Annotated in this window: 13 protein-coding genes; 7 read left to right on the top strand and 6 right to left on the bottom strand. The window is 69.6% G+C overall.

Going from position 1 to position 16,550, the window contains the following annotated elements; genetic code table 11:
• Positions 1-3,820 (bottom strand): GAF domain-containing protein (locus IT306_08445; GenBank protein ID MCC7368437.1); only part of this gene is annotated, 3,820 nt, incomplete at its 3' end.
• Between the two features lie 143 nt (positions 3,821-3,963).
• Positions 3,964-4,608 carry an NAD(P)H-dependent oxidoreductase gene (locus IT306_08440; protein ID MCC7368436.1) on the bottom strand — a complete coding sequence of 215 codons (645 nt, stop codon included), beginning with the start codon at positions 4,606-4,608 and terminating at the stop codon, positions 3,964-3,966.
• 194 nt (positions 4,609-4,802) lie between these two features.
• Here IT306_08440 and IT306_08435 point away from each other — a divergent pair, with 194 nt between their 5' ends.
• The 5 genes from IT306_08435 (at position 4,803) to IT306_08415 (ending at position 8,524) form a co-directional block, all read left to right on the top strand.
• Complete coding sequence (locus IT306_08435; protein ID MCC7368435.1) at positions 4,803-5,495, top strand: inorganic pyrophosphatase; 693 nt, start codon at positions 4,803-4,805, stop codon at positions 5,493-5,495.
• 9 nt (positions 5,496-5,504) lie between these two features.
• Positions 5,505-5,870: a nitroreductase family deazaflavin-dependent oxidoreductase gene (locus tag IT306_08430; protein ID MCC7368434.1), complete on the top strand. Its 366-nt coding sequence runs from the start codon at positions 5,505-5,507 to the stop codon at positions 5,868-5,870.
• Between the two features lie 313 nt (positions 5,871-6,183).
• The gene (locus tag IT306_08425) at positions 6,184-6,708 is read left to right on the top strand and encodes a hypothetical protein (protein MCC7368433.1); all 525 of its coding nucleotides are present in this window, start codon (positions 6,184-6,186) and stop codon (positions 6,706-6,708) included.
• 8 nt (positions 6,709-6,716) lie between these two features.
• Positions 6,717-6,854, top strand: coding sequence for a hypothetical protein (locus IT306_08420; protein MCC7368432.1), 138 nt, complete (start codon positions 6,717-6,719; stop codon positions 6,852-6,854).
• 281 nt (positions 6,855-7,135) lie between these two features.
• Entirely contained in the window at positions 7,136-8,524 is a 1,389-nt protein-coding gene (locus tag IT306_08415) for an FAD-binding oxidoreductase (protein ID MCC7368431.1), read from the top strand.
• Between the two features lie 558 nt (positions 8,525-9,082).
• Here IT306_08415 and IT306_08410 read toward each other — a convergent pair.
• The 4 genes from IT306_08410 to IT306_08395 form a co-directional block, all read right to left on the bottom strand.
• Complete coding sequence (locus tag IT306_08410; protein MCC7368430.1) at positions 9,083-10,126, bottom strand: Gfo/Idh/MocA family oxidoreductase; 1,044 nt, start codon at positions 10,124-10,126, stop codon at positions 9,083-9,085.
• Positions 10,127-10,505: 379 nt separating this feature from the next.
• Entirely contained in the window at positions 10,506-11,570 is a 1,065-nt protein-coding gene (locus IT306_08405; GenBank protein MCC7368429.1) for a Gfo/Idh/MocA family oxidoreductase, read from the bottom strand.
• Between the two features lie 30 nt (positions 11,571-11,600).
• Positions 11,601-12,455, bottom strand: a complete 855-nt coding sequence (locus IT306_08400; protein MCC7368428.1) for a GNAT family N-acetyltransferase — start codon at positions 12,453-12,455, stop codon at positions 11,601-11,603.
• A gap of 160 nt (positions 12,456-12,615) precedes the next feature.
• Entirely contained in the window at positions 12,616-13,560 is a 945-nt protein-coding gene (locus tag IT306_08395) for an alpha/beta hydrolase (protein MCC7368427.1), read from the bottom strand.
• 202 nt (positions 13,561-13,762) lie between these two features.
• Here IT306_08395 and IT306_08390 point away from each other — a divergent pair, with 202 nt between their 5' ends.
• Together IT306_08390 and IT306_08385 are read left to right on the top strand one after the other, a co-directional pair.
• A complete protein-coding gene (locus IT306_08390) occupies positions 13,763-14,506 on the top strand; it encodes a response regulator transcription factor (GenBank protein MCC7368426.1) in 744 nt (247 codons plus the stop codon).
• A gap of 3 nt (positions 14,507-14,509) precedes the next feature.
• A complete protein-coding gene (locus IT306_08385) occupies positions 14,510-16,291 on the top strand; it encodes a HAMP domain-containing histidine kinase (protein MCC7368425.1) in 1,782 nt (593 codons plus the stop codon).
• Positions 16,292-16,550: the final 259 nt, after the last annotated feature.

Raw genomic sequence — 16,550 nt, 5'->3', positions numbered from 1 at the left:
TCTTCCCGGGCACCCAGCGGCGCAGCACGTCGGCCAGCCGCTCGATGGTCATCGGCTTGGAGATGTAGTCGTTCATGCCGGCCGCCAGGCAGCGCTCGCGGTCGCCGGGCATCGCCGATGCCGTCAGCGCGATGATCGGCGTGTGCCGAGCGAGCCTGCCGGCGGCAGCCTCACGCTCGCGGATGGCCGCCGTGGCCTCGTAGCCATCCAGGCCCGGCATCTGACAATCCATCAGGATGGCGGCGTACTCACGCTCCGCACTCGCCGTCACGGCATCCGCACCGGTCTGCACCACATCGGCGGTGCAGCCCAGCCGCGCCAACAGGCGGCGTGCGACCTCCTGGTTGACGGCATTGTCCTCGGCCACCAGGATCGTCGCGGCGGGCGGCGGCGGCGACGCTTCGATGGCTTCGGCGCGAGGCTGCCCGGCGCGCACGGGCATGGGGCGCGGCTCGGCCACGCGCGCCCGCCCGACAGCCCGCGCCACGGCGGCAAAGAGCTGCCGCTGCCGGACGGGGCGGCTCAGGGTGATAGTCCGCAGACGTTCGACAGATGGGGCGGTGGCGACAGTCCCGCGCGTCGTCAGGACAATACACGGCGTGTCCGCCTCAAGCGCTGCCATGATCTCGTCCAGGCGTGGTGACGTGCGTCCGCTGCCGTCGCCCGTCAGGATCTCGTCCAGCAGCGCGACGTCGAACGGCGTGCCGGCCGCGACAGCCTCGTGCTGCCGCTCCCGCGCCAGCGAGACGGTGCTGATCTCCTCCACCAGGACGCCCCAGCTGGTCAACTGCCGTTGGAGCGCGAGGCGGTGCGTCGGATTCTCCACCACCAGCAGCGCCCGCAACCCATGCAGGATGTCCGGGAACCGGCGGATCGCCGAGCCGACAGCACGCGGCAGGCGGACCGTGAACCAGAACGTGCTGCCCTGGCCCGGCGTGCTGTCAAACCCGATCTCGCCGTCCATCATCTGGACGAGCCGCTTCGAGATCGCCAGCCCGAGGCCGGTCCCGCCGTAGCGGCGCGTGGTGGAGCTGTCGGCCTGCGAGAACGCCTGGAACAGCCGTGGCCGGGCCTCCGGTGCGATGCCGACACCGGTATCCCGTACCTCAAAGCGAATGGTCACGCTCTCCGCGTCTTCGCTGGTGATGCCGGACCACAGCACGACCTCGCCCCAGTCCGTGAACTTAACGGCGTTTGCCGCCAGGTTCAGCAGGATCTGGCGGATGCGGCCGGGATCGCCAGTCAGACGCTCCGGCATCTGCGGGTCCACAAACGAGACCAGTTCCAGCCCCTTGCGGTGCGCCGACTCAGCGATCAGGTCCGCGACGTCCTCGACGACCTGCCGGACGTTGCAGGGGACGGATTCGACATCCATCCGCCCGGCCTCGATCTTCGAGAAGTCGAGAATGTCGTTGATGATGCCGAGCAGAGCGTCGGCGCTCGCGCGGATCGTCGTCGCCAGATCCTTCTGCTCCTCGTCCAGCGGGGTGTCGAGCAGCAGCTCGGTCATGCCGATCACGCCGTTCATCGGTGTGCGGATCTCGTGGCTCATCGTGGCCAGGAACTCGCTCTTGGCCCGGTCAGCCTCCTGAGCGGCCAGGGCCAGCTCGTTCGCCCGGACGACGGCCTGCTCAAGCGCCAGGTTCGCCTCAGCCACCGAGGCGTACAGCGTGCTGTTGCGGATCGCCACCGTCGCCTGCACGAGGAAGCTGTCCAGGAGATCGCGGTCCTCGACGCTGAACCGGAACGGCGCGCTCCCGTTCAACACGAGCACGGCCAGCAAGCTGTTGTCGTGCATTACCGGGTGGAGGTACGCGCTGCTCAAGCCATGCTGCTCCCACCAGCCGGTGTGGAGCACTTTGATCGGCGCATCCTCCGCGAAGACGCTCGGCACATCCAGCGGCTTCCGGTGCTGCGCCACCCAGCCCGGCAACCCTTCCCCGATGGCCAGCCCCTCACGGGAGAGACGGAAGACCAGCCGCTCGTCGGACGACGCGCTCAGGTACAGGCGGCCCGTCGATTCGTTGACCGTCCAGAATGCCGCCACGGCCGCGCCGAACAGCCGGGCGGCCGTTTCGGCGATCTCGCGGAGCACCTCGGCCCGATCGCGCGTGACGGAGATGACCTGATTCAGGCGAGAGAGGGCGCGCAGCCGCTCGATCTGCGCGGCGAGGCCAGCGTAGAACTGCGCCGCTTCGAGCGCCGCCGCCACCTGATCCCCGAACAGGGCCAGCAGCCGGGCGTCCGCCTCCGTGAACGGCGGCGTATCCGCACGGTAGGTCCGAATGCCGAGGACGCCAATGGTCTGCCCGGCGTACCGCAGGGGCACCGCCACGCCAGACCGCAGCCCACCGGCGATGCCCGTCTGCATCGCATGGGGCCAGGTCGGGTAGCTGTCGACGACGAGCGGCTCAATGCGGCTGAACGCGATGCCGACGATCCCCTCGCCCGGGCGCACGTCGGGCGTCAGATCCAGGGCGGGGACATTCCAGTTGCGGACGCAACGAAGCAGCCCGGCCTCGGCGTCCCAACGGTACAGCGAGGCACTGTCAGCACCGACCAGCCCGACGGTGCTTCTGAGGATCTGGACGATGATCGCGTCGGGCGCGCCAGAGCTGGCGGCGAGCGTCGCGGACGCCTCGTGGAGCAGCAGCATCCGCCGGGTCTCACTCTCGTAGCGGCAGTCGCGCTCCTCGATGGCCGCAGCGGCAGCACGACGCTCACCATCGCGCTGCTGGCCGATCTCCCCCAGGGCATCGACTGCGCCGGCCAGCACGGCCAGCTCGCCCTGCCCCGCGGCCATGCCGGTCCGCACGGCCAGCTCGCCGTGGGCCAACCGCTGCAGCGTCCAGGTCAGCCCACGAAGTGGCCGCACAAACAGGATGTCGCCGCCGATCCCGAGGGCCAGGTTCATGGCCACCAGGGTGAGTGCGATCCCGGCGGCCAGAATGACGAGGAGCGTGTCGGTCTGCGCCAGAGAGGTGTCGCCTGGCGCTGTCAGGCTGACCCAGACTGGCTGAGCGCTGCCAACTGGCCCGCCTTGCGCGCCGAGCGGCGCCAGCGCGAACACCTGGCTGCTGCCATCCGCCCCCTGGCTGAAGCCCGATGCCTCCTGCCGCAGACCGAGGTGCTCGCGCAGCGTATCCTCGCGGACGGTCTGCCCGGTCAGCCGCTCTGGGTCTGGCACGCGGGCGAGGATCGTTCCGTCCGTGCTGAGGAGGCTCACGCGTGCGCCACTGGGGAGGCTCGCATCGGCAGCGAAACTGGCGAGCCAGTCGAGGTCGATGCCTGCATGCAGGACGGCGACGATCCCGCCATTCGGCCCGAACATCGGGGCGCCGGTCTGGAAGCCCGGACGACCCGAGACACGCCCCGTGACGATATCGCCGACCGCGAACTGCCCCGTCTGGACGACACGCTGAAAGTAGAAGCGGTCTGCCACGTTCACCGATCCCGTGAAGGGTCGGCCGCTGCAGACGAATTCCCCGTCGAGCCGGGCCACGGCGAGGTTGGTGTAGCGATCATGCTCGTCCATGATCCGCTGGAGAAAGCGGGAGCAGGCGGCCGGGTCGGACTCGGCGGCGAGCACCGTCGGGTGCTGAGCAAGGCCGACCAGCAGAATCCGGGCTTGAGCGATCTCACGGGCGTGGCCGCCAGCCATGATCCGCGCGAGGCGCACAATCTCCGCCTGCTGCGTCTCGGACAACTGGCGACGTTGCACCAGCCCGCCGATGATCAGTGCCACCAGGGCCGGCATGACGGCCAGCGCGATCAGCAGGAACAACCGCGTCCGGAGGCTACCAGGGAAGCGTGCCTTCATCGCACCATCAGTGAACGGCGTCTCGGCTGCGAAACGACCGCGAAACGCGTGAGAGGGAACGACGAGCAGGAGGCTGAGGGGACGCCATACATCGGTCAGCGCCACATGCTCGCAGCAGATGTGGAGAAATACCCCTCTTCAAACTACCCCTTGCTCCTCGCTGGTGGCGGGAGCACGTCTCGCCCCCAGGTCAGCACCTGGGCATACCAGATCAGTTCGGCCAGCATATCGTCGATACGTGCGACATAGGCGGGCTGCAGGAGGTGTCCATTTGCATCAAACAGGCCACGCGCGTCGCTGAAGTAGACCGAGTCACGGATCGGGACGGCGTGCAGCTCGATCAGCACCAGTTTGAGCTGCTCCACGGCCCGCGCACCGCCCAGCCCTCCGCCAGACAGGCCACAGACGGCCACGGGCTTCCGCCGAAGCTCGCGGTGCAGGAAATCGACGGCGTTCTTCACCGCCGAGGTGAAGCTGTGGTTGTACTCCGGCGTCAGCCAGACCATCGCATCAGCCTGCGCGGCCACCCGCTGCAGCTCGAGCACGCCCGCGTGCTGATCCGCGTCGCCACGCTGCCCAAACACTGGCAGATCCAGCGTCCGCAAATCGAGGAGCGGCGCCGCGTAGCCCCGCGCAGCCAGGCGCTCCGCCAGCAACAGCGCCGGACGCGCACTCTGACGCTGGGCGCGCACACTTCCCAGCACGACGGGGATGGTCAGGGCAGATGGGAGCGGCGGCGGGCGCAGCGGCGCACCCGCTGTCCGCGGCGTATGCGAATCCTGGGGCATGGACCTCTGCTCTCGTTCGCAGTCCGGCGCCGGCGGCCGGCCGATCAGCATGCTTCAGCGGTGAGTCTACTCGTGACGTATGCCACCGGGGATTGTCTGGTGGGGGCGCTGGACCGTCCCGTACACTTGCAGCGGACAATGAGGTGAATCTGGTGGATCACGACGGCGCGACAGTGCGAGACATCCTCGGCCTGATGTTCCGCGCCCATCCATGGCACGGCATCTCTATTGGGCCTGACGCCCCCGAAGTCGTCAATGTCTATATTGAGATCGTGCCGACGGATACTGTCAAGTATGAGCTTGACAAAGAGACCGGCATCCTGAAGGTCGATCGGCCGCAGAAGTACTCGAACGTCTGCCCGACGCTCTACGGCCTGATCCCCCAGACGCTGTGCGCCGAGCGCGTCGGCGAGCGCACACGCCAGCGCACCGGCCGCGCGGATATTGTGGGCGATGGCGATCCGCTGGACATCTGTGTTCTCACGGAGAAGCATTTTACCCACGGTGATTTCCTGTTGCATGCCACTCCGATTGGCGGCTTCCGGATGCTGGACGGGAACGAGGCGGACGACAAGATCATCGCGGTGATGCAGCAGGACGCGGTGTTCGGTGGCATGAACGATCTGAAGTCCGTGCCGATCAGCACGATCGAGCGCCTGCGCCACTACTTCTTGACCTACAAGGACGCCCCCGGCACGACGCAGCGCAAGAGCGAGATCACGCATGTGTACGGCCGGGCCGAGGCGCACGACATCATTCGGCGGTCCCAGGAAGACTACCGTGCCAGGTACGGGCAGCTTGGGCAACGCCTGACGCGGCTGCTCTCCGCCGAAGCTGAGGGCGTGTCCGCCGCACCGACCTTCGAGTCGCTGACCGCGCTCGGCTGAGGGGGCCACATGGACGAGCGGACCCGCCAGGCGATTGCCCATGACAAGGTCATCGACATCACGACGACAGGGCGCACCAGCGGCGAGGCCCGCCGCGTCGAGATGTGGTACCACGTCCTCGACGGGCAGGTGTACATCACCGGCCTGCCCGGCAAGCGGGACTGGTACGCCAACATGGTGGCGCACCCGAGCTTCACCTTCCATTTGAAGGAGAGCGCTCAGGCAGACCTGCCGGCCACTGCCCGCCCGATCACCGAGCCGGACGAGCGACGTGCGGTGCTCGCGCGGCTGCTGGAGAAGCTCGGCCGGCCGGCCAGCGATCTGCCCGCCTGGGAAGCCAACAGTCCGCTGGTGGCCGTCACCTTCAACGCCTGATCCCTGCCTGACGCCCGGCTGGTCAGGGCGATTGCATGATGAGCGCGTCGTACAGCGTGGTCGGGGCTTGAAAGCCCCGCCTACCATCCTGCAGTCGCTTCGCGACGCCTCGGTCTCGCTTGCCGATGCCGTTCCCGGCGTCCGTCGCGCAGCGACGGAACGACTGTAGGCGGGGCTTTCAAGCCCCGACTGCCCGTCGTACCACATTCAGGAAACGCCAACGAACATGCGATCGCCCTGCCCGGCTGGTGCGCGCGTTTGCCCGCGCGACGGGTACCCTTCCGGCGCTATCATCAGGCCGGAGGGCGTTGCGGTGTTGGGTGAGCTGGACGAAGCACGTGACAGCCCACGTCGGCTGCAGCGGCTCGCCGTCCTGCTCGGCAGCAACGACCCGACACGTGCCGCCGCGCACGTGGCGCGCCTCCGACGCTGGGCCGCCCTGCACGCGCCGTCCGGCACGCTGACCGGCTGCTCGCCGCGCGCCATCGCGCAGGCCGCCGGCTGGCGCGGCGAACCGGGGGTCTTGCTGGCTGCACTGGCCGGGGCCGGGCTGCTGGTGCGGCGGCCGGGCGGCGCCTGGCTGCGCGCCCGAGCAGCTGGGCTGGCGTCTGCCGGCCGGGAAGCCTGCGCCAGCCAACCACCCGCCGCCAGCGAGCGCGCGACGGCCCGCCAACCAGTCCGCCAACCGGCCGCGGCCGCCGAACGAACGACGGCCAGTCTGCACGCGCATGCGCTCTGGACGGCTGCCCTCCGCGAGCTGCGGGGCATGGTCAACGAGGCCAACTTCGCGCGTTCCTCCGGGGCACTGTCGGGCTGTACCAGAGCGGCGGCTGGCTGACGGTGGGCGTGCCGTCCGCCTACGTGCAAGCGGTGCTGTCACGGCGCTTCCGGACCGCTATCGACCGGGCGCTCTACGACGTGACCGGGCTGCCGTTGCACGTCCGCCTGCTCGAACTGCCGCCGGAGCCGCCACGCTCGGCCTGAACGCGGTCTGGCCCTGGCGATCGTCGTCCTTCGCGGAACAGTTTGGCTGTTACGCCGGTCACACCTGCCCGCCGCCACGCCGCTGCATCATGGTGCGTGCAAACGGGGCCGTACTCGAAGGAAGCTCCCGCGGACGGGGGATCCGGATGGCCGCTCCACTGCGACACAACCTGCGTGCGCGTCGCGGAGACATTCCAGCCCGGCCGTTGCAGGCGGGTGCTATGTTTCGGCGGGGACCAGCAGTGCTGACGGTGATCCGTCGCTGGCGTTAGGGAGGGACCATGACGGCACAGCTCACATCTGGCGGCATCGGATCGATTGACGAGGGGGCGATTGCGGCGTTCCGGGCCAGCCTGGGCGGCCCGCTGCTGGCCGCCGGCGACGCCGGCTACGAGGAGGCCCGCCACACCTTCAACGCGATGATCGACCGGCGGCCCGGGTTGATCGCGCGGTGTACAGCCACGGGAGACGTCGTCAAGGCAGTGCGCTTCGCCCGCCAGCACGATCTGGTGATGAGCGTGCGCGGCGGCGGCCACAACGTCGCGGGGAACGCCGTCTGCGAGGGCGGCCTGATGATCGACCTGACCCTGATGAAGGGGATCCGCGTCGATCCGGCCGCGCGCACGGTCCGCGCCCAGGCCGGCCTGACCTGGCGCGAGTTCGACCGTGAGACGCAGACGCATGGGCTGGCGACCACCGGCGGCGCAGTCTCTTCGACGGGCATTGCCGGGCTGACGCTGGGCGGCGGCTTCGGCTGGCTCGGGCGCGGCTACGGGCTGGCCTGCGACAACCTGCTCTCGGCGGACGTGGTGCTGGCGGACGGCATGCTGGTGACGGCCAGCCAGGACAGCAACCCGGATCTGTTCTGGGCGCTCAAGGGCGGCGGCGGCAACTTCGGCATCGTGACCTCGTTCGAGTACCAGTTGTACCCGGTCGGCCCGATCCTCGGCGGCATGCTGGTCTACCCGTTCGAGCGGGCGAAGGAGATCCTGACGGCGTACCGCGACTTCAACGCGACGGCCCCGGACGCGATGACCGCGTTCGCCGCGCTGATGACCTCGCCCGAGGGGGCCAAGGTGGTGGCGTTGATCGTCTGCTACAACGGCGATCCTGCCCAGGGTGAGGCGCTCCTGAAGCCGCTGCGTGAGGGCTCCGCACCCCTGGCCGACCTCGTCGGGCCGATGGCCTACGAGCAGCAGCAGACCCTCCTCGACGAGGGCTTCCCGTTCGGCCTGCAGAACTACTGGAAGTCCGAGTTCCTCAAAGCGCTCTCGGATGAGGCCATCGACGCGATCGTCGCCCAGGTGGCGGCGGTGCCGTCGCCGCTCTCAGCGGTGGTGCTGGAGCAGTTCGGCGGGGCGTACCGGCGGGTCGGCCCCGAGGAGACGGCGTTCAGCCACCGTGACTGGGACTACAACCTGCTGATCATCTCGCGCTGGACGGACGTGGCGGAGTCTGAGCAGCACATCCAGTGGGCGCGCGATGTCTGGCAGGCGATGCAGCCGTTCGCCTCAGGTGGTGTGTACGTGAACTACCTGGAGCCGGGCCAGGACGGGACGGCGCGGATTCGGGCGGCGTACGGGCCGAACTACGCGCGGCTGGCGGCCGTCAAGCGCCAGTACGACCCGACGAACGTCTTCCAGTTGAACCAGAACATCCCGCCGGCCTGACGAACGGCGACGCTCACCGGGGAGAAGCCCCTCAGCCCCTCGGCTCCGGGAAAGCCCTCACCCCCCGACCGCTGCGCGGCGCAACTATCGACTGCATCGACATCCCTCTCCCTGTGCGCGGGAGAGGGAGGCATCCTATTCGCAGCGAGCGTACGCTACTCACCGTCATCCCGAGCGAAGTGAGCCTCCGCCGCTGACCCTGGGCAATTGCATGTTCGCTGGTGTTCCCGAAGCATCATGGAACGGGCGGTCGGGGACTGAAGTCCCCGCCTACCGTCACACCGTCGCTGCGCGACGGACGCCGGGCACGGCCGGCACTGGTGAGACCGGGGCGTCGCGCAGCGACTGCAGGATCGTAGGCGGGGCTTTCAAGCCCCGACGCGGCGGCACGACGACATCAACATGCGATTGCCCTGGCCGCTGACCGTCATCCCGAGCGAAGTGAGCTTGCGAACGGAGCTGAGGGATCTTCCCCCTGCACACTGCAGTTGGATGAAGCGGGAAGATCCCTCCGCTTCGCTCGTTCCTCGCCGCGGTCGGGATGACGGGCGTGGGTACTCAGGGCGTCAGGTCGGGATCGACGACCGTGTTGTTCTTGATGCTCTCATAGGCGGCGAGCGTCGCTGCCAGCGTCCGGATGTTGTCCGAGCCGGGTGAGATGAACGGCCGCCCTTCGCGGATCGATCCGGCGAAGTCGGCGATGCAGCCGTTGAAGGCGGCCTGATAGGCACTTCGCGGCTCCTCATACCGTTCGAGCACCGTCACCGTGCCGTCGTTGGCGATGTGGCGCAGCTCGGCGTCGTACACGTCCAGGTGCAGTGAGCCGTCCTGTCCCTCAATCAGCAGGTCGCCTGTGCCCATCTTCGGCTGGCGATCCGTGGGGGAGGCCCACGAGCAATCGACGTACGAGGTCGCGCCGCTCTTGTGCCCGAACACCACGAGCGCGTGATCCTCCCCCACGATGATCGGGTTGACACGCATGACGCGGGCGTAGACGCTGCCCACGTCGCCCATCAGGAAGCGGATGCCGTCGATGTAGTGAATCATCATCTCGTAGACCAGCAGCTTCGGCATCTCCGCGAAGTACGGCTGGTCCGGGTTGACGGGGTGAAAGCGGTTCATCGGGCGGCGGTGCCCGAGCAGCCGCAGCATGTGGACCTCGCCGATGCTGCCAGCGTCGAGCTGCCGCTTGAGATCCTTCAAGGCCGGCACGTGCCGCCACATCTCCAGCACCATGAAGCGGACACCGGCCCGGGCGCAGATGCCGGCGATCTCCCGAGCCTCTCCCACCGTCGCCGCGAGCGGCTTCTGGCAGAGGACGTGGACGCCGCGCTCAGCCGCCAGCGTCGCGAGTGCCTTGTGGCTCTCCGGCCGCGTCGCGATATCGACGGCGTCCAGGTTCTCGGCCTCCAGCATCGCCTCGACGCTGTCGTAGACGGCGGGGATGCCGTACTGTGCCGCGCGAGCGGCAGCCCGCTCGCGGTTGAGGTCGCAGACGGCGACCAGCTCGGCGTCCGGCGTCGCCTGCCAGGCCGGGATGTGTCGCTCGACGATGAAGCCCGCGCCGATCAGGCCGACGCGCAAGGGGGGCTGCGTTGCCATAGGTGTACTCCGGGGTCGTGGATCGTGGATCGTGGATCGTGGATCGTGGATCGTGGATCGTGGTGAAAACGTGCAAGTTACAGTTGTCATCCTGAGCGCAGCGAAGGACCTCACCCGCTGACCGTCAACTCTCGCGTCAGCGGGTGAGGTCCTTCACTGCGCTCGCAAGCTCGCTCGTTCAGGATGACATACCCTCAGGATGACATACCCTTGCTGACTGCCGGCCGCTGACCGTCAACCCTCGCGTCAGCGGGTGAGGTCCTTCGCTGCGCTCAGCATGACATGAAGCTTGCGTGTTTACGACGAGAACTGAAGCGCATGTCAGGTCGTTCGCTTCCGCGCCCCGCGACCTACGATCCATGATCCACGGCCCTCGTCATCAGGGGGCGTCGGACGGCGCGACGGCCGTGCCGCGCGCTACGCTCTCGTAGGAAGCGAGGGTGATCGCCAGGGTCTTGAGGTTGTCGGCAGCATCCGACTCAAACGGCCGGCCGTGGCGGACGCCCGCCGCGAAATCGCCGATGCAGCTGTTGAAGGCCGCCTGCCCCATCGGGCCGCCACCGCCGGCCGGGTGCGTCTCGTACTGTTCCAACACCGTTGTCCCGCCGAAGGTGACGTGCCGAAGCTGGGCATCGTGCGGATCGAGGTGGAGCGCGCCGTCTACTCCCTCGATCAGGAAATCGCCCAGGCCAAGCTTCGTCCGCTTCTCGGCCGGCACGACCCACGAGGCATCCAGCGACGACGTCGCGCCGCTGGCGTGCCCCATGATCAGGAACAGCCGGTCTTCGCCCACAATCGCCGGATTGGTGTGCGACATCCGGGCGTAGACGCTGCTCACGTCTCCGAGCAGGTAGCGGATGCCGTCGATGTGGTGGATGTAGGTGTCGTAGACCATCAGCTTCGGGAGATCGGCAAGGTACGGCTGCTGATCGTCGATGGGGCGGGTGCGGCGCAGGAAGCGCGGCGGGGCCAGCAGGCGCAGCGCGTACACGTCGCCAATCAGCCCGGCGTCCAGGTGGCGCTTCATGTCGCGGACGGGCTTCAGGTGCCGCCACATCTCCATGACCATGAAGCGGACGCCCGCCCTGGCCGTCAGCTCGACCATCGCGCGGGCCTCGGCCAGCGTCGGGGCGAGCGGCTTCTGGCAGAGCACGGCCAGCCCACGGCTCGCAACCTGCGTGACCAGGCTCGTGTGGGTCACATCGTGGGTGGCGATGTCTACGCAGTCGAGCGGCTCGGTGTCCAGCATCTGCTCGACGCTGTCGTAGACCTTCGCGATGCCGAACTCGCGCGCCCGGGCCTCGGCGCGGGCGCGATCCTGGTCGCAGACGGCAACCAGCTCGGCGTCCGGCGAGGCCTGCCAGGCCGGCACGTGACGGCTGGAGATGTGTCCGCAGCCGATCAAGGCGGCGCGGAGCGGTGGTCGTGGCGCCTCAGTAGCCAAGCATCTTCCCCTTCAGCAACTGCTGGCAGTTTAGTACAGGACAGACGGCAGATAGGAGCCGGACGGCTCGTTGTAGAGGCCCACGCTCATCAGGTTCATGACCACGCCGACGCGCAGCCCTCGCGCCAGCGCCCACTGGAAGAGGGGACTGCGGAGCGGCACCAGGATGCCCGGACTGGGGATGAACGGCACGGCCCCGATCAACGCCTTGATGTCGTCCGCCGTCTCGCCCACCGCGTGGCCCGAGAACGACAGCGACGAAGCGTAGCCGGTCACGCGTCCGTCCGTCTCCACGGCCAGCGCGGTGCCCTCACGGATGGCGTCCAGCAGCTCGCCGCCGCGGTCGATGCCGTGGATGGTCCGGCAGAGGGCGTTGCAGGCCGGCACGTCGTCCTCGGTGGCGATGCGTACGTCCCGGCCGGGCAGCTCCAGGTTGAGGGCCGGGCCGTTCATGACCGCCAGCCCCTCCCGAACCTGGAATCCGAGGCGGGCGTAGAGGGCCAGCGCCCGCGCATGGTAGGCCGCCTGCACCAGCCGCACGCTGGCCGCGCCCTGGCTGGCAGCGCGGTCGAGCACGTGCTGCACCATCGCTCGGCCAACGCCGTCGTTCTGGGTGGCCGGATCGACGGTGACCGGGCCGATGCCGTAGACCGTCGAGCGCTCGTCCACGAAGGTGCTGCCGACGATGACGCCGTCGCGCTCGGCCACCACGCCGTAGACGCGCGGGTGGACGATGAGCGTCAAGAGCAGGTCGGCGGCGGCAGCAGCGTGCCGGAAGCTGCCCGGGAAGTTGTGCGCCCGGCCGATGACCTCGAACGCCTCGTAGCAGATCCGTCCGAGCGGGTGCGCATCATCCCGGTGAGCCGGCCGCAGGGTGAGCGTCATGGTGGATCGGCTCCACGTGGGTGCTGCCCCACACGGTACCACGTCCTGGCGCGCTCCCTCGCCGTGCACGGCGCCGGGGCCGGCGCGGCCCAGGACGGGGCAGACGAGCGCCCCGCCGTCTCTGGCGGGGCGCTTGCAGCTTCGTGGACTCCAGGAACGGTCAGGCGACGCCGGCCGGCGCGAGCGCCTTCGCCATCGCCTTCGCGGCCCGCTCGACGGCCACCTCGCCGGTCTTCATCATCGTGCCGACGTTGAAGAAGCCGTGGATCTGGCCCGGATAGGTGACGTGGTCGACCTCAACGCCGGCCGCCTTGAGCTTCGCGGCGTAGGCGTCGCCCTCGTCGCGCAGCGGATCGTACTCGGCGGTGAGGAGATGGGCCGGCGGCAGCCCTGACAGGTCGGCCCGCAGCACCGAGGCCAGTGGGTTCGCGGCGTCGGCCTCGTCCGGCGTGTACATCTCCCAGAAGTAGCGCATGGAGTCCTGGGTCAGGCCGTACCCTTCGGCGGCCTCCCGATAGGAGACCGTCTCAAAGTTGCAGTCCGTGACGGGGTAGATCAGCAACTGGTAGGCGACCGTCGGGCCGCCGCGCTCGCGGGCCAGCAGGGCCACGGCGGCCGCCAGGTTGCCGCCGGCGCTGTCGCCGCCGACGGCCAGTCGCGCCGCGTCCGCCCCGATCTCCGACGCGTGCTCCGAGACCCAGGAGGTCGCGGCGTAGCAGTCCTCCAGCGGCCCGGGGAACTTCGTCTCGGGCGCGCGGCGGTACTCGACGGAGACCACCACGCAGGGGGTCAGGTTCGCCAGGGCGCGACAGGCGTTCTCGTGCGTCTCGATGCAGCCCGAGACCCAGCCACCGCCGTGGTAGTAGACCAGCACCGGGAGCGGTCCGGCAGCCTCGGGGGTGTAGATCTGGATCGGGATCTCGCCGGCCGGGCCGGGCACGGCGCGATCTTCGACCTTCGCGACGGGGATCGGCGGGATACCGAAGTGGTGGCGGCGCTTCAGTGCGCCTGCCCGCGCCTCTTCAGGGGTGCTGTCGCGGGGCGCTTTGAGGCCGAGAACGGCGCCAGCGTCCAGATAGGCACGAGCCTGTGGGTCCAGCGGCATAGCTCCTCCCAGAGGGCGCAGGAGTGGAACGTGCTCGCGCCCGGGTGGAGAGTGTAGGCCGGCGAGCCGCCCCGTCCCAACCCGGGCGCTCCGCGCCAACGACGCCATCGAGGCAGACACACGGCAACGCACGATTTCAGCAGCATGTCAGCACGGGCCTGATACCGTCGGGCGCGGGCACGCCTATACTGAAGCGATGGCGATGACCACGTCTCAGCCCCGCTCCGAGCCCGATGCCACCGCGCCGGCCATCCTGGTCGTCGAGGATGACCGCCGTATGGCAGCCTTCCTCGACCGTGCCCTCACCTACGCCGGCTACCGCATCGTGGTGGCCGAGGACGGCGAGCAGGCGTTGACCTGCGCCGAGCAGCAGCCGCCCGATCTGGTGCTGCTGGATGTGATGCTCCCCGGGATCAGCGGCCTGGAGGTTGCGCGGCGGCTGCGCGCCAGCAGCGGCATCCCGATCCTGATGCTGACCGCCCGCGAGGGCCTGGACGACCGGGTTGAGGGGCTGGACGCCGGCGCAGACGACTATCTGGCGAAGCCGTTCGCGTTGCAGGAGCTGCTGGCCCGGCTGCGAGCCTTGCTGCGCGGGCGGGCGCTGGCCGTCGCCGAGAGCAAGCGCGGCCTTCTGAGCTTCGCCGACGTGCTGCTGGATCAGGACGCGCGCGAGGCGACCCGAGCCGGGCGACGGCTGACGCTCCGCAACAAGGAGTTCGAGCTGCTCGCCTATTTCCTGCGGCACCCCGGCAAGATGCTCGAGCCGCGCACGCTGCTGGAGGCCGTCTGGGGCTACCCGTACCTGGGCGACGCCAACCTCGTCCACGTGACGCTGCGGCGGCTGCGCCAGGAGCTGGAATCGAGCGGGGGCGCCCGGCTGGTCCAGACGGTGCCGCGCGGCGGGTACGTCCTGCGCCAGACCGACGCCGCGGACGACGCGCGCTGACCGATGAGCCTGCGACTCCGCCTCACGTTGCTGGCGACGCTCATCCTGCTGCTGGTGGGCGGCGCTGGCGTGGCTGCCGTCTACGCCATCCTGGTGCAAGGGCTGCAGCGGCAGATCGACGACTCGCTGCGGGAGCAGGCGCGCCTCTACACCGACGACGTGAGCGCCTGGTTCTACCGCGAGTCGCGGCGGCTGCCCGGGCCGCTGCCGCCCCCGCCGCCGGGCAGCCCTGGCGACCTGGCAGGGCCGCCCGGTCCCGGCCAGATCGGTCCCGGCCAGATCGGTCCCGGCCAGCCCAACGCCGCGGTGAAGCCTGGGGCGCCAGCGGGGCCGTTCGGGCCGCCGTTGCCCCGGGCTGGCACCGGGAGCGGCGGCCAGTTCGGGCCGGGGCTTCCTGGACCGCCCGGCTTTCCGCCACCAGAGCTCTCCACCTCGATGGGGCCACCTGAGTTGGTCGTGCCGCTGCTCCGCCGCTTCGGCGGGACCAGCACGTTCGTGCAGGTCGCCAACGTGGATGGGGAGGTCGAGGCCCGCTCCGAGAACCTCGGCATAGACACGCTGCCACTGCCGGCGGACGCCCTGGCCGCCGCCCGCGCTGGCACCGAGTGGCTGGGGGACGTGGCGGCGGAAGGCCAACGGCTGCGGCTCTTCGTCATGCCCCTGTTGGTCACGCGGCAGGCTGGCGAGCCGCCGTTCCTGCTGGTGTTGCAGCTCGCGCAGCCGCTGGCCGTCTTTGACTACACCCTGCGGACCCTTCAGACGACGGTGGCCGTCGTCGGATCGGTCGGCATCGTGGTGGCGCTGGCAGCCGGCTGGGTGCTGGCGCGCACGGCCCTGCACCCGATCGACCGGCTGGCCTCGACGGCTGACGCCATCGGCGCGGCGCGCGACTTCGGGCAGCGCGTGCCGGTGGCCGGGACGCGCCAGGACGAGATCGGGCGGCTGGCGACGGCTTTTAACCGCATGCTGGACGAGCTTCAGGCTGCCCATGATCAGGTCGCATCGGCGCTGGTGGCGCAGCGCCGTTTCGTGGCCGACGCCAGCCATGAGCTGCGGACCCCCCTGGCGACTTTGCGCGGCAACATCGACCTGCTCCGGCAGATCGTCGCGGACGCCGGCCAGCCTGACGCCACCGAGTCGCTGATCCTCGACGACGTCAGCGCCGAAGCCGAGCGGATGGGGCGGCTGCTGGCCGATCTGCTGCTGCTGGCCCAGGCTGACGCCGGCCAGCACCTGACGCTGCGGGCGGTCGATCTGACCGAGGTGGCCCGCGAGGCGGCGCGCGCCGCCCGCCTCCTGCGCGACGACGTCCAGGTTGAGGCCCGGGCGCTGCCGGAGGGGCTGCTCGTGCAGGGCCACGCCGACCGTCTCAGGCAGGTGCTGCTGATCCTGCTGGACAACGCCGTCAAACATACGCCGACAGGCGGTCAGGTTGTGCTGACGGCCGGGCTGGAGCAGCGAACGCTGCCCGACGCCGCGGCGATGGCCGACGCCGCGGCGATGGCCGTCGTGCGGGTCCGTGACCAGGGGCCGGGCATCCCGCCATCCGAGCAGGCGCGCATCTTCGAGCGGTTCTACCGCGCGCCGGGGACGCGGTCTGGCGAGGGCGCCGGACTCGGGCTGGCGATTGCCCGATGGATCGCCGAGGAGCACCACGGCACGATCTCGGTGGAGAGCGCCCCGGGTCAGGGAGCGACGTTCACGCTGGAGCTGCCGTGCCTGCCTCCCGAGCCGCCCGGCGAGCCGCGAGAGACGGCAGCAAGAGAACCGGTGCTGGCCTCCTGACCGGCTGCCGACAGCGAGCGTACAGGCGGGCTGCATGGTCGCGCGGCGGCGCAGGGCGACGGAAGCTGCACGACGCGGTCGTCATGCGCTTGCCCTGCAGGGCGATTGCATGTTCATTGGTGTCCCCGAAGCATCATGGAACGGGCGGTCGGGGACTGAAGTCCCCGCCTACCGTCACGCCGTCGCTGCGCGACGGCCGTCGGGAACGGCCGGCACTGGTGCGACTGGAGCGTCGCGCAGCGACTGCAGGATGGTAGGC

Source organism: Chloroflexota bacterium, assembly GCA_020850535.1.
In the GTDB taxonomy this organism is placed as follows: domain Bacteria; phylum Chloroflexota; class UBA6077; order UBA6077; family JACCZL01; genus JADZEM01.
The sequence above is the reverse complement of the archived record's forward strand: the minus strand, read 5'-3'. Positions and strand labels throughout refer to the sequence as shown.